Source organism: Desulfoluna spongiiphila, assembly GCF_900101345.1.
GTDB classification, from domain to species: domain Bacteria; phylum Desulfobacterota; class Desulfobacteria; order Desulfobacterales; family Desulfolunaceae; genus Desulfoluna; species Desulfoluna spongiiphila.
Genome location: NZ_FMUX01000011.1, coordinates 162,168 through 180,512 on the forward strand (window position 1 = coordinate 162,168; position 18,345 = coordinate 180,512).

Here is an 18,345-nt window from a genome sequence, read left to right on the forward strand (position 1 = left end):
GGGCAGTTTATTTACGGAAGGGAGACAGCTTCATTTCGGATGATGGCGGCCCAGGCGCGCCGCAAGTGGCGGAAATGGTCCGGTCGGTCCAGGGAGAGGGATTGAAGGGCCATGCCCCGCAAAAGATAAAGGGAGAGGTCCAGAAGATCTTTGGCCCGGGCGTAGACAGCCGGGTCGGGGAGTTGTGAACGCCAGATGGCGTCCAGTTCGTCGAAAAAGCCTTCGATAACAGGCGTCAGGCGGGTCCGCAGCTCAACATCGGTGCGGCAGGCCACGTTGAACTCCACCCAGACATCCCGGTAGGGCCCTTGATAAAACCGGCTCCAGACCTCCTCCAGGAGAGCCTCCACATCAAAGGACTCGGAGGCAAGGCGGTCCCCCACCCCATGGGCCTCCTCAAGGGCAATGGACAAAAGGGCTTCAGCGCTGTCCGCCACCATGGCCCGCTTGGTTTCGTAATGATGACTCCAGGCCCCGCGGGAGACGCCGGCCCGCTCCAGGATCCGGGAGAGGCTGGCCCCTGCGTAGCCGTGATCCTGAAGGCACGACAGGGTCGCGTCCACCAGTTTTTTCCGTGTCCTTAGACTCCGCTCCTGCTGGGTGCTCATGGGTTCGGCCTTCACGTGGGGATCACGTTGCCCTTTCCGGGGGTTGTGTGATAAGTAGCTCGAAGAGAGTGCGGCAGGTCCATGCCACGCATGGAAGGGCTGAAGCATGGGAAACGGAGACGCGTCCGTCTCCCGGTCCGAGGCGCTGCCGCAGACAAACCTTTATATATTTAGAGATACAGGAAACACACCCCATGGGCAATAAGAAGAGCAAGAAGAATAAAGTGGATCCGGAGCGCGAAATGGCTCTGGAGGCCCTTCCCCCCAACGTCCGGAAAAGCCTCACCGATGAGGAAGTGGATCTCTTTCTCAACGCCGAGGTCTGGCCGGAAGAGATGTGCGAAAAGCTCAACGAGTTCCTCAGCCCGGAGTAAGGGACCCGCTTCTCCCCGATTTCAGTTTCACCGTCGCTTCCCCGCCGGCCCCACGGGCCCGGCGAAGCGTCCCGGGGCTCGAAGCTGTGAGCATGGCCCGGCAACGCCCTTGAAATCCCATGCCTTGAACATGGGCAGATCAAGGAGCGGTGTGACGGGTTTTGTGTCCCCCTCCAGGCCCATCCCCACGCAACACCTTTCACCCCATCGGAGCCACCATGACGTTGTCAGGAAAACGCCAAGACCTTCTTTCGGCTATGCGTTCCCGCACCGGCCACTGGATCTCGGGAGAAGAACTCAGCGGCGAGCTCGGCATCAGCCGCGCCGCCATCTCCAAGCACATCGCCGCCATCAAAACGCTGGGCTACGCCATCTCCTCGGCGCCTGGCAAGGGGTACCTCCTCACCGAAGCCCCCGACCTTCTCCTTGCCCAAGAGATTCTCCTCGGCCTTGACACCTCCGTCATGGGAAAAAACGGCATCGTCCACCACCACCTCACCGACTCCACCAACACCCGTGCAAGGGACCTGGCCCGAGACGGCGCCCCCGAGGGCACCCTCGTGGTGGCCGAAGCCCAGAGCGCCGGTCGTGGCCGCAAAGGGCGTTCCTGGCTGGCCAGGCCCGGCGAAGGCCTCCTCTTCTCCCTTGTCCTGCGACCCGACATGGAGCCCTCCCGCGCCGCCCTGATCACCCTGATGACGGCCGTCTCCGTTGCCGAGGCCCTCATCAACGAGACCGGCATCAACGCCCGCATCAAGTGGCCCAACGACATCCTGGTGGGGGGCAAAAAACTCGCCGGCATCCTCACGGAAATGAGCATGGAACTCGACGCCGTGGACTATGTCATCACCGGCCTGGGTCTCAACGTCAACACCCCGGCCAAGGCCTTTTCCCCCGAAATCACCGACATCGCCACCTCGGTCATGGCCGAGTCCGCCTCCGCCTTTTCCCGGGTCGCCCTCCTTCAGGCCATCCTCTCCCGCTTTGAAACCCACTACCAGACCCTGACAACCCGGGGGCCGGAGACCATCCTCGCCCGGTGGAAGGAACTCTCGGATATCGTGGGCCGGAGGGTCCGTGTCTCCATGATGCGCGAAGAGATCGAGGGACAGGTGACGGACATCGATGCGGACGGCGTCCTTCTGGTGCAAACCGAGGCCGGGGATGCCCTGCGGATTCTCTCCGGGGATGTCACCTACCTCGACCCCTGTGAACGATAGCCTGATACAGGTCCCGACCGGTACCCCCTGAGACAGGTTGACCTCTGCACCGAACGATCGCTCTATAGAGTCGCTGTTCCACATAGAGAATCTCTATTCACTACCCGATTGTAATTACTTATCAATCCACAAGTTGGCGTGACGGTGCAGATTTGCACACATATTTTTCTTTGACAAAAACCGTCGCTATACTTTACCTTCTTTACAATCTAGGAATATTAAGACTGAATCACTCTTTATTTGAATGTATTCAGAAAATCATGCATTTTGTGCGTGATTAAAGAATTACGTCAAACAGAACCAAATTTACGAGCATAATGAGCAATTCCAACACGCTTTTTCGCCGTAAATTATTATAGGTATACATATATAGCCAAAAACTCAATTACCCTTTGAGGCTAAGTAATAGAGCCTACACCATATTCCTTGAATATTATTTCAGAAGTGTAAGGAGGAACACATGTGGCAGTCGCTCAGCACAGGGAAAAAAATCTGGTGCAGTCTTTTAATCCTCATGGCAGGCTACGCCATCACCACAGGCGTCGGGCTCATCGGCGGTTATGCCATGCGGGGGGAGCTGAATCAGGTCTCAAAAACCATGTTCCCTGCAGCCATGGAATCCTTGAGTACCCTGGCCCAGTTCAAAGGGCAGGTCAAACTCTACGGTGACGCCGTCATGGCCGGGGACACCGAACTTTTGGACGAAGCGGGACAGCGTGCCGATGAGGTCCTTGCACACCTCGACACCATCGCCGGGCTGGACCCGGAGGCCGCGGAAGAGGCACAGGCCCTGGCCGCCCGAATCCAAGCCTTCACGGCCAAGGCCCTTTCCATCTACACCCGGGTGGCCGAAGACTTCGAAGGAACCGACACCGAAGCAGCCCAGCAATCCCTTGCCCTGGCCGATGAAACCAGAAACCTCACCGAAGCCCTTGCCAACCTCTCAAAATCCCGCTCCGAAGCCCTTCAGAACCGACTCCACGAGGTGGGCCAGGAGGCCGGTTACCAGCAGATAATGAACCTGGCCCTCTTTATCGTGGTGGTGGTTGCCACCATCCTCTTCAACCTGATCATCATCCGAAAGTTCATCACCGGACCTCTCTCCGACACCGTGGCCATGGTCAAAGACATTGCCCAGGGGGAAGGGGACCTGACCAAGCGCCTCACCGTCCACAGCAAAGATGACGTGGGCGAACTGGCCTACTGGATGAACCAGTTCATAGAAAACCTCCAAGGCATGATCGCCCGCATTGCCGACAACGCAACCTCTTTGAACGGATCAGCCGAAGAGCTCACCCGCCTCTCCGGAAACCTCAAAGAAGGAGCCCACGGGGTAAAATCCAAGTCCGATGCCGTCTCTTCCGCTTCGGACCAGATGAAGGGCAACATGGACTCCGTGGCCGCCGCCATGGAGCAGGCCTCCACCAGCACCACGGCCGTGGCCGCATCCACCGAAGAGATGACAGCCACCATCCGGACCATTGCAGAGAGCTCGGACAAGGCCCGTGAAATCACCCTGGAAGCCGTCACCCAGTCCCGCACCGCCACCGAACGCGTCGGTGAGCTCGGCACCCAGGCCGAAGCCATCGGCAAGGTCACAGAGGCCATCACCGACATCTCCGAGCAGACCAACCTGCTGGCCTTGAACGCCACCATTGAGGCGGCCCGCGCCGGTGAATACGGCAAAGGGTTTGCCGTGGTAGCCGCCGAGATCAAGGACCTCGCCCGCCAGACCGCCGACGCCACCCGGGACATCCGGGACACCATCGTCAACATCCAGACCTCCACCCAGGCCACCATCGGCGACATCGAAGGAATCTCAGGCGTCATCGACAAGACCAGCGCCATCGTCTCGGAAATCGCCTCCTCCGTGGATTCCCAGGCCCAGACCACCCAGGGCATTGCCGACAACGTCACCCAGATCTCAAGCGGCCTGTCCGAGATCAACGAAAACGTTGCCGCCACCTCCAGCCTCTCCACCACCATCGCCAGAGACATCGAGGACGTGAGCCACGCCTCAGGAGACATGAACGACAGCTGCGCCCGCTCCGATGAGGGGGTCTCCAGCATCCTGGCCATGAGCGAGAACCTCACCACCATGGTGGGCCGGTTCAGAATCTGACCCGCGGCGCATGGTGCCTACTGCGGCAAGGTAACCACCTTGCCGCAGGAGGCGACAATCCCCACAGATGCCTCACCTGTTCCTGCGCGTTTGACACCCCTTCCCCATGCTGCTACTCCTGGGTATCAACAAAACGATGAGACCTACCCCCCAGGGATTTTCCGCACTGAATTTGGAGCAAGGCATCCATGAACATCATCCACACCTCGGACTGGCACCTTGGCCAGCATTTCTTCGACCGGGACCGCTTTGAAGAGCACGACGCGTTTTTACGCTTTCTCCTAAAGACCATCGAAACCCGCCAGGTGGACCTGCTCATTGTGTCCGGCGACATCTTTGACACGGCCAACCCGCCCCGGGAGGCCGAGCGCATGTACTACCAGTTCCTCACCCGCCTTGGGGCCCTGGGGACCTGTGCTGCCGTCATTGTCGGGGGCAACCACGACTCGGCCCCCCACCTGGATGCCCCGGCCACCATACTTGAAACCCTGAATATAAAGGTGGTGGGCGCCCTGCCCGACAACACCGAAGAGGCGGTCTTCCATGTGCCCTGCCAGCGGGATGACACCGATCCCGGGGTGTGGGTGGCGGCTGTCCCCTATCTAAGGGACCGGGACGTGAGAAAGGCGGTGGCGGGCGAGAGCTTTGACGAGCTGTCGGCGCGGACCCGCGCCGGAATAAGGGCGGCCTACGCAAAGATCGCAGAAATGGCCCAAGCCAGAAGCAAGGGCACCCCGGTCATCGGCACCGGGCACCTTACGGCCCTGGGCTCTTCCGTGTCCGATTCGGAGCGCACCATCCACATCGGCAACCTGGGCAGCATCTCAGGCGGAGATTTTCCCGACGCCTTCGATTACGTGGCCCTGGGCCACATCCACACCCCCCAGGCCGTGGGAGGCAAGGAGACCATCCGGTACTCGGGTAGCCCCATGGCCTTGAGCTTCAGCGAAGCAAGCCACCCCAAGGAAATTCGGCTTATCAACACGGCAGGCGGAACCCTCACCCAGGAGCCCGTCGCCGTCCCGACATTCCGCCCCCTGCTGCGCTTCAAGGGAGAGGCCGACACCCTGAAGGAGAACCTGACGCACCTTGAGGCAAGTGATGGGGGCATGACCCCCTGGGTGGAACTCACCGTGGAAGGGAGCCTTCCCTCCACCACCCTCAACGAAGAGCTGAGAACCCTGGCAGGGGAACACGGCGCAGAAGTCCTCAAGGTGGGCCTCGATACCTCGCACCGCCCCGCCGCGGAACTTTCCCCGGGGGATGTCTCCATCAGCGAGTTGAAACCCGAAGAGGTCTTTCAACGCCGCCTGGAAGCCTATGAAGGCGACGTACCCGCCGACACCCTGGGCCAGTGTTTCGCCCATCTTCTCACCCTGGCCCAGGAGGCGGAAAAATGAAAATCCTCCACCTTGCCTTCCAGAATCTCAACTCCCTGAAAGGCCGCTTTGACATCGACTTTTCCCACGGCTCCCTGGCCGAGGCGGGCATTTTTGCCATCACCGGCCCCACAGGCTCCGGCAAGACCACCATCCTGGATGCCATCACCCTGGCCCTCTTCGGCAAGGCCGCCCGGTATGACGACAACAAGCGAAACAACCCCGAAAACATGATGAGCCGCGGCACCGGAGAATGTTTTGCCGAAGTGAGCTTTGAATGCGGAAAAGGGATCTATTCGGCCAGGTGGGACCTGTCCAGGGCACGGAAAAAGCCCGACGGCCGAATCCAGGGGACCAAGCGCCAGCTGGCCGACGCCTCCGGCGATGTCCTGGAGACAAAAATCAGGCTGGTGGATGAGGCTGTCACCGAGCTCACGGGCCTCGATTACCACCGGTTTCTCCGGTCCGTGCTCCTCGCCCAGGGACGGTTCAAAGAGTTCCTCGACGCCGGGATCAACGACCGGGGGGAACTCCTGGAGCGCATCACCGGTACCGAGATCTATTCGGAGCTGAGCATCCTGGCCCACGAAGCGGCAAGGGAAAAAGAGGAGGCCCTCAAAGACGCCCGAACCGCAGCCAACCTCATCTCCCTTCTCTCCGAGGAAGACCTGAAAAGTCTCGCCGAAGAGCACGACACCCAGGCCCGCCTGAAACAGACCCTGGAAGCTGAGCTGGGAACCGTCACCGGCCGACTGGAGTGCCACACCGCATGGGTAAAGGCAACGGCAGAAAAAGAGACCATCCAGACAGAGCAGAAGACGTGGCAGGAACAAAACACAGGCTTTCAACCGCAACGGGAAAAGCTGGAACGCCACCAGGCGGCTGCGCCCCTTGCCGGGGACCTGAAAATCTGGGCGTCAAAAAATATAACCCTGACCGCCCTCAAAAACCAGCTGGCACAACTTCAAACAAATCACACCAACGCCCGAAACGATACGGCCACGGCCTTTGCATCGGCGGTTGCGGCCTGCACAAAACAAATTCGCGCAATTGAGGCCAGGAGAGGCAAAGGCCTCGCTCAAAAAGAGGCCCTCACGGTTGACATAGCCACCATTGAAGCATGGCAAGGCGCCCACAGCAGCGATGAGTCCATTGAAAACGCGCTTTCCAGGCTGCGCGGTAACGCCGAAGAGATTCGGTCCATGGCCCAGGGGCTGATAGAAGCGGACAAAGCAGCGGCCCTTACCCGACAAAGCATGGATCGCCTCCAAAAAGAGGTCGCCCAGGCCAATGCCGATGAAGCCCAATTAAAAAAAAGAACTGACCGAAAAAGAGAGTTCCGTAAAAAAACTCACCGCAGATCTTGCGGCCCTCAAGCCCAAAACCGAATGGATCAGAAAGAAGGAGACGGCAGAAGGGATGCGCAGTCTCCTTGAAGAGCTCACCCGCCTCACCGACGCCCACCTCACCCTCCGTGCGGAACAAGACGCGCTAAAGGCAAAGCGATCAGAACAGGAGACCGAAAAAAAACGCCTGGACGCTGAAGCTACCGAACTGTGCAAATCCCTGGAGACCGAACGAAGGATCCTTTCCGATAAAGAGCTGCTGCATACCCAGGCCGCCGTGATAGCCAGCCTGGAGGAGAAAAGGGCCCAGCTCGTACCCGGAGAGGCGTGCCCCTTGTGCGGGGCCACAGACCATCCCTTTGCTGACAAAGACCTCCTGAAACCCTCGGACACCGAAGCCGCCTGCAAGACGCAGAAAAAAGCGGTGGTCGCCCTGGAGAAAAAAGAACGGGGCTGTGAAAAAAAAATCACCGCCGCAACCGCCACCCTCACCGGCCTTGATGCGCAGCTCAAAGGCCAGGAGAAGAAAGCCAAAGAGACAGCCGAAACCTTCTCCCGCATCACCTCTGAACAGAAAATCGAAATGACCATTGGTGACCGGCCGGGCCTTGCCGAACTGGCATCCAAAAACAAGGACGAGCTCGAATCCATCGGCCGTCAGATCAGCAGCATCGAAGCCCTGGAGGCCAAGCTCAACGCAGCCGAAAAAACGTGCATCGCAGCCCGCGGACGCAGCGAGGCCTGTGCAGCCCGGCTCGTTCAGCTGAACAACTCCCTTTCCGACACCACCTCCCGGCTTAAGGAACAAAACACTCACCAGGCGCGCCTCAAAGAGGACACCCACCAGGCCCTAACCGCCTTTGGGCAGGCCCTGGCCCCGTGGGAGCTCTCGGCAGCATCCACCGAAGACGCATCCAAAGCCCTTGCATCCCTGGAAAGCCGGGCCGCAACCTGGCGCTCAAAGGTGGAAAAACTGACAACAGCCCGGCATACACTGGCCACCACCGAGGCAGGCCTTGCCACCCTTGCCGATCACATCACCCGCATTGACACAGAACGCACCGAATGGACCGATAAAAGCGCCCCCTTCAGTGACATCGAAATTGAGCCCCCTGAGGTGCCCGACACCCTCCTGGCAGAGCCCGCACGGCGCGCCCTCTGTGACAAAGCCCTTTCCGCCCTTTCTGTCCTTGCCACGCGAATCTCTGCCACCGAAAATGAGCTGGCCGGCGGTGAAAAAACACGTGAAGCGTTTCACGTGGAACTGACCGCCAATGCTATAAAACGAGGATTTGCGGACATTGAAGCCCTGGAGTCGGCGCTGCTGGAGGAACAAGCCCTGGCAGGCCTCCAAGCCGAAAGCCAGCGCCTCGAAACCCAGAAAGTCCGCCTGGAGGCCCTGACCCGCCAGACCGAAGAGGCCCTCGCCCGACTCGCCGATGAAAAAACGCCCACAGACGAAGAGGCCGCAGAACTCATCCGGCTCAAGCAGGAAAAAGAAAAAGAACGGGACAACCTGTTGAAACGCACGGGCGAAATAGGCGCCGCCCTTGCCGCAGACAAAAAAGCCCGTAGCGACCAGGCCGATCAGCTCGCAAGCATAAAAACCCTGGAAGCCGAAGCCCGCCCCTGGCTGGTTCTGAAAGACCTCATCGGCTCCTCCAACGGCAGCAAGTTTTCCACCTTTGCCCAGGGCCTCACCCTGGCCCAGCTGGTGGGCCTGGCCAACCGGCACCTCGTCACCTTGAACCCCCGTTACGAGATCCAGCGAATCCCGGGGGAAGACCTGGAACTCGAAATCATCGACCGTTACCAGGCGAACGCCGTGCGCCCCACCAAGAGCCTCTCCGGCGGCGAGTCCTTTCTCGTGAGCCTCGCCCTCGCCCTGGGGCTCTCGGAAATGGCAGGCCGGAAAACCCGCATCGAAAGCCTCTTCATCGACGAAGGGTTCGGAAGCCTCGACTCCGACACCCTGGACACGGCCCTGGCCGCCCTGGAAAACCTGCGCCTGTCAAGCCGCACCATCGGCGTCATCTCCCACGTGGAACTCCTCAAAAACCGCCTGGGAACCCAGATCGAAGTGACCCGCACAGCCGACGGCCACGCAACGTTGGAGATTGTGGATGGCTAACAGAGCAAAAAAAGCCTCCGGCGGCCAAGGGATAAATCCCCTGGACCCCAGGGTCGCGAATGCTCCCGCCCTTCGTTCCTCAGGCCGATCCCATCCGCTGACGGGCGGTGCCCGTGGTATGTTCGTAATAGACACGGGCGCAGGCGGATTCCTCGGGTCAAATCACATCCGCCTTTCAAACAAACGTGGCCCTGATCATCATTCGGACCATCGGCGTATTTACACCACCCCCCGAACACCCTTGCCCCTGGAGCGCCGCACTCCTGTGCGGCACGGGTAACGACGGACTAAATGCCGCACCGGAGTGCGGCGCTCCGTTTCGGTCGATCTTTCATGTTTGCCTCCGGTGGCCCTGCCGGGAGACAAGCCTTTGACAAGTTTGATATACAGGCCTTACAAACGACGTGGACCTTCCCGAAAATATTCGACGAACCTACGGCAAAAGGCGATGCAACCGGAAAGTTTTTGCGGAGCTTTTTTCAAAAAGCGACCCGTCGGAGGTAAGCTGAATAGTAACTTTTCATTTTCCTCTTCCCTTGAATATTGGCATTCCGCCGACTATATGGTCTATTGAAGCATAACGGATAACGATCCAAATCCACCAACAACCACGGGCGAAGCCCGTTAGGGAATGTAATGAGCCTGAGGAACGAGGGCGAAAGAGCATTCCCGAACCTGGGTTCCAAGGGCTCAGCCCTTGGCCGCCGGAGGCTGCTTTTCATCATGACCGAAACCCTTTGTGGAGAGATTGTTCGCACCACGTTTACCAGTGAAGAGACGGGGTTTACCATTGCCAGGGTAAAGGTGAAGGGGCGTGGTGAAGTGACCATGGTGGGCCCGCTCATGGGGCCACCGGACGGCACCTTTATTGAAGCGTTGGGGCGGTTTGAATCCCATTCCCAGTATGGGTTGCAGTTCAAGGTGGACACTTTCTCCACGGCCCTGCCGGTGACGTCCCATGGCATCGAGAAATACCTGTCTTCCAAGGCAATCCACGGCATCGGGCCGAAGATGGCCGAAAGGCTTGTGGCGGCTTTTGGGACCAAGACCCTGGAGGTCATCGACAAGGAACCGGAAAAGCTTCTGGACGTGGAGGGCATCGGCAAAAAAAAGGCCGAGCAGATCCTCACCGGCTGGGAAGAGCAGATGGACGTGCGCCAGGTGATGGTGTTTCTCCACTCCCACGGGGTGGGATCGGCCTTTGCCACCCGAATCGTGAAGGCCTTCGGGAAAAAGGCAGTGTCTGTTGTGACGAGGAACCCCTACGCCCTGGCCACGGAGGTGGCGGGCATCGGGTTTCTCACGGCGGACCGCATCGCGCGCTCCACCGGATTTGCCATGGACGCCCCCCAGAGGATCCATGCAGGGCTTCTCTATGTACTCTCCCACGCCACGGACGAAGGCCATCTTTTCCTGCCCGCAGACCAGCTGATGCAAAAAGCCGTGGAGCTTCTCCAGCTCCCTGCCGAGCCCATCGGTCAGGGCATCGCCCACCTTGCCGAACACGAAAAGGTGATCACCAAAAAGGTGGACAACCCCGACATCGGAGAGGCCGTCTACCTGCCCTGGCTCTTTCACTCGGAGCGGGGCATCGCCAACACCCTCGCCCAGGTGGCACGGGGAACAAAATTTCCGGTATTCGAGGATCCCCAAGGGGAGGTGGCCGCCATGGAAAAACGCCTCTCCATCCGGCTTGCCCCCCGCCAGCGGGAGGCGGTGCAGGGGGCCCTCACCGCCAAGGCCATGGTCATCACCGGCGGCCCGGGCACGGGCAAGACCACCATCATAAAAGCCATCCTGAAAATCTACCACAAGGCCGGAGCCCGGATGCTCCTGGCCGCCCCCACCGGGCGCGCGGCCAAGCGCATGACCGAGTCCACGGGATTTCCCGCCAAGACCATCCACCGGCTCCTCGAATTCAGCTTTCAAAAAGGGGGGTTTCAGAGAAACCGGGAAAACCCTCTCTCCTGTGACGTCCTCGTCGTGGACGAGGCCTCCATGATCGACGTGCCCCTGATGTTCAACCTGCTCAAGGCCGTACCCGACACCGCCACCCTCATCTTGGTGGGGGACGTCCACCAGCTCCCCCCCGTGGGACCCGGCAACGTACTCAGGGACATCATCGCCTCCAAATGCATCCCGGTCACCACCCTGACGGAGATCTTCCGGCAGGCGGAAAAAAGCCTCATCGTGGTCAACGCCCACCGCATCAACAAAGGGGAGAAACCCTTTTCCGGAAGCCGGGAGCCGGGGGGGGATTTTTTCATCATCGAGAGAAACGACCCCGAGGCCGTGGCCCGCACCATCGTAGAGCTTGTGGCCCGGCGGATCCCGCGGCGCTTCAACCTGAATCCCATGGAAGATATTCAGCTCCTCACCCCCATGCACCGGGGCTCTCTGGGAGGCGAGCGCCTCAACCAGCTCCTTCAGGACACCCTCAACCCCAGGCCCCCGGGTGCCCAGGAAGAGACCGGGTTCAAGTTCCGCATGGGGGACAAGGTGATGCAGCTTAAAAACAACTACGACAAAGACGTCTTCAACGGAGACATCGGCCGCGTCGTCGACGCAGACCCGGCCGCAAAGCGCGTCACCGCACGGTTCGACGACAACCAGGTCTCTTACGAAGCCGCCGAACTGGACGAGATCACCCTGGCCTACGCCGTCTCCATCCACAAATCCCAGGGATCGGAGTACCCGGCCGTTGTCATCCCCGTCTCCACCCAGCATCAGATCATGCTCCAGCGAAACCTCATCTATACCGGCATCACCCGGGGCAAAGAGCTCGTGGTCCTCGTGGGATCCTACAAGGCCCTGGCCATCGCCGTCCGTACCAACAAGACCATCAAGCGCTTTACCCGCTTGACGGAGCTGCTTCAGATGGGCGGATAACAATTCCTTCTATGGTTAAAATCGGGTCAGCCACAGAGGGCTCTGAAAAAACAAAAGCAATGCCTCCGGCGGCGGGGTGTGCCACCTCGAGAGCAGGTTGCCAATGCGCTTTCCCCCTCGTTCCTCGGGGAAAATCACATTCGCCTTTGATTTTGATTGGCCTGAATCTGTTTTTAAAGCCTGTTTATTAAACTTTTTAAAAGTTTAGCCCCCGGCAGGGCCGCCGGAGGCAGCTTTAACTTGGCTGCCTTCGGCGGCGAGGTGTGCTACCTCGAAAGCTGGTTGCGAATGCGCTTTCCCCTTCGTTCCTCAGGGAAAATCACATTCGCTTTTGATTTTGATTGGCCTGATTTTGCTTTTTAAAGCCTGTTTATTAAACTTTTTAAACGTTTAGCCCCCGGCAGGGCCGCCGGAGGCAGCTTTAACTTGGCTGCCTTCGGCGGCGAGGTGTGCTACCTCGAAAGCTGGTTGCGAATGCGCTTTCCCCTTCGTTCCTCGGGGAAAATCACATTCGCTTAGGGATGACTTTGAAAGGCTGACCATGAACCCCATTTTTTTTACCCTCTTCCGACACGCCCTCAGAAGCCTGCTCAGACTCCGGGTGTTCTTTTTGCGCATACGGAAAAAGGGCCCCCACGGGGAAGCTCCTCACCACCTGTCCCCCACGGAACTGAAGGCGCTCGGAGATAAGGATGCCCGGTTCACCCGTCTCCTTGCCACCCGCACGCCCCAGGTCACCGAGTCTTCCTGTTCGGCGGCGGCCGTGGCCTGCGTTCTCAATGCCATGGGCCCAGGAGAAAGGCCACGGGTCGAAAACCAGATGGATCTTCTGGAGACGATTCGTGCCGGGCGTTGGAAAGAACGTCTCTCACCGGAGGGATGGGAAGGCCGCCGGGGGCTTCCCCTGGAAGTGCTGGGGGAGGTGGTACCTGCGGCCCTTACCTACCACGGCATCCACGCCCTCACTGAGGTGGTGCCCTTTTACCCGGAAGAGACCCTGGAAACACGCATGGCACGGGCCGGAACCCTCCTGGATCGGTTTGCCAACACCCCCGGCCTCTACCTCATCGCCCACTTCGACCAGGGGGCCTTCCTGCCGGTACTCACCATCCCCCATATATCGCCGGTGGGCCGCTGGAACCCCGAGGCCCAGACCGTCCTTATGCTGGACGTGGATCCCGACCAGCCCACCCCCTACGAGGTCTCCCTGGCCCGGTTTGCCGACGGCATCGCCAGCGACTACGGAGGCCTCCTTAAACCCTACGGATACAGCCACGGCGGCCTGGTGGTCATCACGGCTGAATAAAAAATAGGGGAAAGCCTCCGGCGGCCAGGGAATAAATCCCCTGGACCCCAAATTCGCAAAGGCTCCGTCCCTTCGTTCCTCAGGGACGTCACATTTGCTGACGGGCTACGCCCGTAAGGTTGTTCGGGCAAAAAAACCTCATAAAATTCCCAGAAGAATAAAAGGGGTCTCTCCTGCATAAACGGTTGCCGAGTGTCACACATCACGCGAATACCCACGTAACCACCTGAATAACGACAACCTTTATGCATTCGCCGCAGGGTTTCAAGATGTCCCACCTTGCCGCCGAAGACGGGGTTTCCCCCGGATTACCCATAGAAGGCTTCCTTTTTGGGCGGCCTGTTGTTTTACTGGTCCCCACCTAGATGTTGTGATAAAGGATATTTGCATCTGCTTTCAATGGAATCAGGAATAAAAGGCGGGTGCGAAACCTCACCGGCACAACGGGTTAAGGCCCGACAGCCGGGCCCCATCCACCCACAATGAGGAAAAACGGATGAAACCGATACTCTCCGTAACGCTCATCGCCCTGGCCGCCATTGTCGCCATCCTCTCCTGGTACGGCCTCTTTGCAAAAGTCACCTTCTCCGAGCAGACGATATCCCCCTTCAGCTTTGCCTATAAAAAACAGACGGGCAATTACCGCCAGAGCGGCCGTGCCATGAATGAACTATACGTGGAGCTTGGTGAAGAAGGCATCTCCACCACAAAGGGAGTGGGGCTGTACTACGACAACCCGAGAAAAGTAGCGGTTAAAAACCTGCGCTCCCTGGCAGGATGCATCCTGCCTGAAGAGAGTTCGGAAAAATGGGGAGAGCTCAGGACGAACTACCTGGTGGGCAGCCTGCCCGGTGCGACCCTTCCCGTGGTCACCTTCCCCTACAAGGGAAAACTTTCCGTGGTCCTAGGGACCTTGAGGGTCTACCCCAAAATCAATGCATGGTTTAAAAACCACCCCGAGCAGTTGGGGCCGGTCATGGAGATTTACGATATATCCAAAGGAGAGATCCGGTACGTGGTGACCCGGCCCATGGGAGGGGAGGTGCTCGATGCCCTCTGGCGGGCTGAACTGCCTTAGGCAATAAAAAAAGGGATCCAGTAAACTGGATCCCTTTAATATGCGTGGTAGGCACGATCAGACTTGAACTGATGACTTCTACCGTGTCGGGGTAGCGCTCTACCAACTGAGCTACGCGCCTTCAGGTGTTACCTGTAAAAACAAGATACATTTAGCAGCGAAGGGCCGGCAGTGTCAAGGGGAAAAATACCGAGGCGCCCGAAAAACCGACCGCCCCTGGCGCTGTCTCCCCTAACCCCTCTTCGGCAAAGGGAGATATGCCCCTACTGCATGAAGGTGTTTTTCCCTCCGGCCACCATGTCCACCTTGATGTGATCCCTGGAGACCTCGGAGAGGGTGATGGAAAACCCTTTGTAAGTCCGGGACAGAAGCTGTTCGGCAAGCAGCTTGCCCTCCCCGGTAAAGTTCACCACCATCACGGCGCGTTCGATGCGGCGCTCCCGGGGCCTTACCGAAATCACCCCTTTGAGCCCTTCCATCTCACGGGAAAGCTGGGTGAAGTTTTCGAAAAAATTGGTCCCTTCCACCACCACCTCGATCATGGTGGTACGGCTCTTCTTCTCCTTCATGGCATCGACGATAAGGGCAGACAGATCCCGACCGGCATCCCGGGCAGCGTCTGTCATGGCCCGCGTACTGACCTTGCCGGGATCGGTGCCCACGGCCACGCTCGCCCTCAGGACCCCGTCGGTGGCCCGGTCCGTGCCCACAACAAACCCTTCAAGCTCAACGGAAGCCCTGAAAGACCGCTCATCTCCCATGATATTTCCGGAAGGCTCGGTCCAGGCCCTTCCCACCACCACCACGTCGGCGCCGAAGGCAGCACCGATGCGCAGGGCTTCATCCCGATGAACCAGTCCATCCGGCCCCAAAGGCGCCGCGTCATCAATAATCGCCCGATGGGGAAGCACCTCAAATCCGCGCTTGGCCATGGTCCCTGCGATGGCCTCGTCGGAGACCGTGGCGATATAGGACATGCCGGGGCCCCACCAGTAATCAAAGGTGGTGCTGTCCGGAAGCTTTTCGGAGACCAGAAACAGCAACTTGGGCTTGTCGCTGCCCTCAAGGACAATGCCCGAGGAGGTCAGCCGCTCTTCCAGGCGGTCCATGGCCACGGAGGCCTCCACGGCCACATGGTAATAGCTGCCGAAGCGCCGCTCCGCCACCACCTTGTACCCGTCGATGTAGGTTGCAGGAGTCTCCGTGAGAATCTCGGTCACGGCCTCAAAGTGTGCGGCAACGGCCCTGTCCGAGAGGATATAAAACAGCGCCTCTTCCACGGCGGTATTCAGGCCCTCTTTCACCGCCTTGTCCTTGGCGTCAGGAATGTTGCTGCGGGATATCACGCCCTTGCCCAAAGCGAGAAACACCTTGAGAGACTCCCCTGTCTCCGCACGCAGGGTGCAGGGACGCGTCAGGGAGAGGGCCAGAAGCATCATCATCGTCCATGAAAAGATCCGTTTATGCATCAGCATGCTCCATCGTTTATGATTTACGTCCCAGGCTGTAGTCCCCCACGAGAAGCAACAGCTCTTTTTCCCGGCTGTGGGGAAGCCCGGCCAAAGCGTCCTTGGCGAGCCCCACATGATCATGGGCGCAACGCTCTGTGTATCCGATGCCGTCAAGCTCTGTAAGCAGGGAGACCAGCTCGGAAAACGCCTCCACCGTGAAATCGGGGTCGGCCATGATGGCCTCCATGCGCTCTTTCTCTCCGTTGGAAGCCTTGGAGAGGGCATAAATAACGGGCAGGGTGAGTTTGCCCTCCCGAAGATCCGCCCCCGGCTCCTTCCCCAGGCTGGCCAGGTCGGCGGTGTAGTCCAACAGGTCGTCGGCCATCTGAAAGGCCATGCCAATGTGCCAGCCGTAGCGCCCCAGGGCGTCCACCACCTCGTCGGGCTGACCGGCCAGGTGAGCGCCCGTCACGCAGGCCCCTTTAAGGAGCACAGCGGTCTTGCGTTCGATGACATCCAGGTACTCGGCCTCGGTGAGGTCCATGCGGCCCTTGTTGTACAGCTGCTGGATCTCTCCCTGGCTCATGGCCTCGGTGATCCCGCAGATCTCATCGATGATGGCAAAATTGCGGGTCTCGGCCGTCAGGGTGAGGCAGCGGGCGAGGATAAAATCCCCGGTGAGGACCGCCTCGGGGGCTCCGTACACCCCGTGGGCGGCGGGCTTGCCCCGGCGCATCACCGCCTCGTCCACCAGATCGTCGTGGATGAGGGTGGCGGCGTGGAGGTACTCAAAGAGCACGGAATAACGGGCAAGGTCCTGCCGATCGGACCCGCAGGCCCGTGCGGCAAGGATCATCAGCAAGGGGCGAAGGCGTTTCCCCCCGGAGAACAGAAGGTGGCCCGCCACCTCCCCGGCCAGTTCGGCCCAGGGGTTCAAATTCTCTTTCAATGCGGCTTCGATGGAAGAGAGCTCTGCGGCCACCTCGCCCAAAATCCTCGCCTTCAAATCACTCATACCACTTCTCCTGACAAATCGTAGACAATGGCGTCCGTGATGCGGACGTCGACAAAGGCGCCGATGGTAAGCCCTTCACCGTAGACAAAGGTCATGCCGTCCACTTCCGGGGCCTGGAAAAAGGTGCGGCCGATGAAAACGCCCTCTTCGGGGTTCTCCTCGATGAGCACCTTGGTGACCATGCCCACCCGCGCCATGTTCCGCCGGGCCGAGATCTCCTCCTGGGCGGCCATGATGGTGTCCTGGCGCACCTGGGCGATCTCTTCGTCCACGTGGCCGGGCAGGGCGTGGGAGGCCTGCTCTTCGGAATCGGAATAGGTAAAGACACCCAGGTGGTCGAACTCCACCTCGGTGATAAAATCCAGAAGGGACTGAAAATCCTCTTCCGTCTCCCCGGGAAACCCCACGATCACCGTGGTGCGCAGGGCCACGCCCGGAACCTCCTCGCGAAGCCGGGTAAAAAGGGCCTTCAAATCCGCCTGGGTGTAGTGGCGCCCCATCTTCTTGATGATGGGGTCCGAGGCGTGCTGAATGGGGATGTCAAAGTAGGCACAGACGTTCTCTTTGTCTGCGGCCAGCTTGATGGTGGCGTCATCCAGGGTGTCGGGAAAGGCGTAGAGAAAACGGATCCACTTGCCGGGGGCCTGGTCGGAGAGGACCTCCAGAACCTCGGCGAGCTTGCCGGGTTCCCCTAAGTCTTCCCCGTAATCGGTGGTGCTCTCGGCCACGAGGTTCAGCTCCTGAACGCCCGCGTCCAGAAGGCGCCCGGCTTCGGCCGTGATGTCTGCAACGGACCGGCTGCGGTACCGCCCCCTGAGGCTGGGAATGATGCAGTAGGTGCAGTGCCTGCTGCAGCCTTCGGCGATCTTGAGGTAGGCCAGGGCCCCTGTGGTGGTGATGCGCGGCGAATGGGTACGGGCCGGTGAGGTGCTGTTGGGATCGGGAAACAGGCAGGTGGCCTTTCCCACGCGCCCGTCCACGGCCATGAGCCGGTTGATCTCTTCGGCAATGCGCTCGTAGCCGCCGGTGCCGATGAACAGGTCCACCTCGGGAAGCTCGGGAATGGCGTCTTCCTTGAACCGCTGGGGAAGGCAGCCCGCCACCACCAGGTAGCGGCAGGTTCCCTTGGCTTTGTACTCCGCCATCTCCAGGATGGTGTCGATGGATTCGTCCACGGCGGACGTAATGAAGCTGCAGGTGTTGATGATGATGACATCCGCCTCTTCCGGTGAATCGATGATGGTGCAACGGGCCTCTGTGAGGTGGCCCAGCATCACTTCGCTGTCGACGAGGTTGCGCGCGCAACCCAAGCTGACCAGGTAAATGTTCATGGGATCTAAAAAAAACTCCTGAGGCAATGGCCGTCCCGGAAACACGTCGGGTCACCCGTCCGCTCTCTCCTTCCCTGGAAAGGACGGACGGGGAC

13 protein-coding genes and 1 tRNA gene are annotated in these 18,345 nt (G+C 59.6%); 9 read left to right on the forward strand and 5 right to left on the reverse strand.

Annotated features, from left to right (window positions below; all coding sequences use genetic code 11):
* Positions 1–11: 11 nt before the first annotated feature.
* A complete protein-coding gene (locus BLQ12_RS15615) occupies positions 12–608 on the reverse strand; it encodes a TetR/AcrR family transcriptional regulator (RefSeq protein WP_175469853.1) in 597 nt (198 codons plus the stop codon).
* A gap of 194 nt (positions 609–802) precedes the next feature.
* On the opposite strand from BLQ12_RS15615, the gene BLQ12_RS15620 reads away from it, so the two are divergent.
* The 9 genes from BLQ12_RS15620 (at position 803) to BLQ12_RS15660 (ending at position 14,453) form a co-directional block, all read left to right on the forward strand.
* On the forward strand, positions 803–982 hold the full coding sequence (locus tag BLQ12_RS15620) for a hypothetical protein (RefSeq protein ID WP_092211707.1): 180 nt from the start codon (positions 803–805) through the stop codon (positions 980–982).
* 218 nt (positions 983–1,200) lie between these two features.
* The gene (locus BLQ12_RS15625) at positions 1,201–2,202 is read left to right on the forward strand and encodes a biotin--[acetyl-CoA-carboxylase] ligase (RefSeq protein ID WP_092211709.1); all 1,002 of its coding nucleotides are present in this window, start codon (positions 1,201–1,203) and stop codon (positions 2,200–2,202) included.
* A gap of 460 nt (positions 2,203–2,662) precedes the next feature.
* On the forward strand, positions 2,663–4,324 hold the full coding sequence (locus BLQ12_RS15630) for a methyl-accepting chemotaxis protein (protein WP_092211711.1): 1,662 nt from the start codon (positions 2,663–2,665) through the stop codon (positions 4,322–4,324).
* A gap of 188 nt (positions 4,325–4,512) precedes the next feature.
* Entirely contained in the window at positions 4,513–5,724 is a 1,212-nt protein-coding gene (locus BLQ12_RS15635; RefSeq protein WP_092211713.1) for an exonuclease SbcCD subunit D C-terminal domain-containing protein, read from the forward strand.
* Positions 5,721–7,139, forward strand: a complete 1,419-nt coding sequence (locus BLQ12_RS15640; protein ID WP_092211715.1) for an AAA family ATPase — start codon at positions 5,721–5,723, stop codon at positions 7,137–7,139. Before BLQ12_RS15635 ends, BLQ12_RS15640 begins: the two co-directional genes overlap by 4 nt.
* Positions 7,123–9,180: an SbcC/MukB-like Walker B domain-containing protein gene (locus BLQ12_RS15645; RefSeq protein WP_092211717.1), complete on the forward strand. Its 2,058-nt coding sequence runs from the start codon at positions 7,123–7,125 to the stop codon at positions 9,178–9,180. The genes BLQ12_RS15640 and BLQ12_RS15645 overlap by 17 nt, the downstream gene beginning before the upstream one ends.
* Before the next feature lie 723 nt (positions 9,181–9,903).
* Complete coding sequence (gene recD2 / locus BLQ12_RS15650; RefSeq protein ID WP_092211811.1) at positions 9,904–12,069, forward strand: SF1B family DNA helicase RecD2; 2,166 nt, start codon at positions 9,904–9,906, stop codon at positions 12,067–12,069.
* A 541-nt stretch (positions 12,070–12,610) separates the two neighbouring features.
* On the forward strand, positions 12,611–13,375 hold the full coding sequence (locus tag BLQ12_RS15655; protein ID WP_092211719.1) for a hypothetical protein: 765 nt from the start codon (positions 12,611–12,613) through the stop codon (positions 13,373–13,375).
* Between the two features lie 496 nt (positions 13,376–13,871).
* Complete coding sequence (locus BLQ12_RS15660) at positions 13,872–14,453, forward strand: GyrI-like domain-containing protein (RefSeq protein ID WP_092211721.1); 582 nt, start codon at positions 13,872–13,874, stop codon at positions 14,451–14,453.
* A gap of 45 nt (positions 14,454–14,498) precedes the next feature.
* Here BLQ12_RS15660 and BLQ12_RS15665 read toward each other — a convergent pair.
* From BLQ12_RS15665 to rimO, 4 genes are all read right to left on the reverse strand, one after another.
* A tRNA-Val gene (locus BLQ12_RS15665) sits at positions 14,499–14,574 on the reverse strand.
* Between the two features lie 142 nt (positions 14,575–14,716).
* Positions 14,717–15,922, reverse strand: a complete 1,206-nt coding sequence (locus BLQ12_RS15670; protein ID WP_092211723.1) for a hypothetical protein — start codon at positions 15,920–15,922, stop codon at positions 14,717–14,719.
* Positions 15,923–15,938: 16 nt separating this feature from the next.
* A complete protein-coding gene (locus BLQ12_RS15675; RefSeq protein WP_092211725.1) occupies positions 15,939–16,919 on the reverse strand; it encodes a polyprenyl synthetase family protein in 981 nt (326 codons plus the stop codon).
* Positions 16,916–18,250: a 30S ribosomal protein S12 methylthiotransferase RimO gene (rimO, locus tag BLQ12_RS15680; protein ID WP_092211727.1), complete on the reverse strand. Its 1,335-nt coding sequence runs from the start codon at positions 18,248–18,250 to the stop codon at positions 16,916–16,918. Before rimO ends, BLQ12_RS15675 begins: the two co-directional genes overlap by 4 nt.
* Positions 18,251–18,345 lie beyond the last annotated feature (95 nt).

Bases quoted from the DNA above. Each gene is read 5' to 3' on its own strand.
- BLQ12_RS15640 (WP_092211715.1), top strand. From the start codon at position 5,721: ATGAAAATCCTCCACCTTGCCTTCCAGAATCTCAACTCCCTGAAAGGC.
- BLQ12_RS15615 (WP_175469853.1), bottom strand. From the start codon at position 608: ATGAGCACCCAGCAGGAGCGGAGTCTAAGGACACGGAAAAAACTGGTG.
- BLQ12_RS15630 (WP_092211711.1), top strand. From the start codon at position 2,663: ATGTGGCAGTCGCTCAGCACAGGGAAAAAAATCTGGTGCAGTCTTTTA.
- rimO (WP_092211727.1), bottom strand. From the start codon at position 18,250: ATGAACATTTACCTGGTCAGCTTGGGTTGCGCGCGCAACCTCGTCGAC.
- BLQ12_RS15645 (WP_092211717.1), top strand. From the start codon at position 7,123: ATGCGCAGTCTCCTTGAAGAGCTCACCCGCCTCACCGACGCCCACCTC.
- BLQ12_RS15670 (WP_092211723.1), bottom strand. From the start codon at position 15,922: ATGCATAAACGGATCTTTTCATGGACGATGATGATGCTTCTGGCCCTC.
- BLQ12_RS15675 (WP_092211725.1), bottom strand. From the start codon at position 16,919: ATGAGTGATTTGAAGGCGAGGATTTTGGGCGAGGTGGCCGCAGAGCTC.
- BLQ12_RS15635 (WP_092211713.1), top strand. From the start codon at position 4,513: ATGAACATCATCCACACCTCGGACTGGCACCTTGGCCAGCATTTCTTC.
- recD2 (WP_092211811.1), top strand. From the start codon at position 9,904: ATGACCGAAACCCTTTGTGGAGAGATTGTTCGCACCACGTTTACCAGT.
- BLQ12_RS15625 (WP_092211709.1), top strand. From the start codon at position 1,201: ATGACGTTGTCAGGAAAACGCCAAGACCTTCTTTCGGCTATGCGTTCC.
- BLQ12_RS15620 (WP_092211707.1), top strand. From the start codon at position 803: ATGGGCAATAAGAAGAGCAAGAAGAATAAAGTGGATCCGGAGCGCGAA.
- BLQ12_RS15660 (WP_092211721.1), top strand. From the start codon at position 13,872: ATGAAACCGATACTCTCCGTAACGCTCATCGCCCTGGCCGCCATTGTC.
- BLQ12_RS15655 (WP_092211719.1), top strand. From the start codon at position 12,611: ATGAACCCCATTTTTTTTACCCTCTTCCGACACGCCCTCAGAAGCCTG.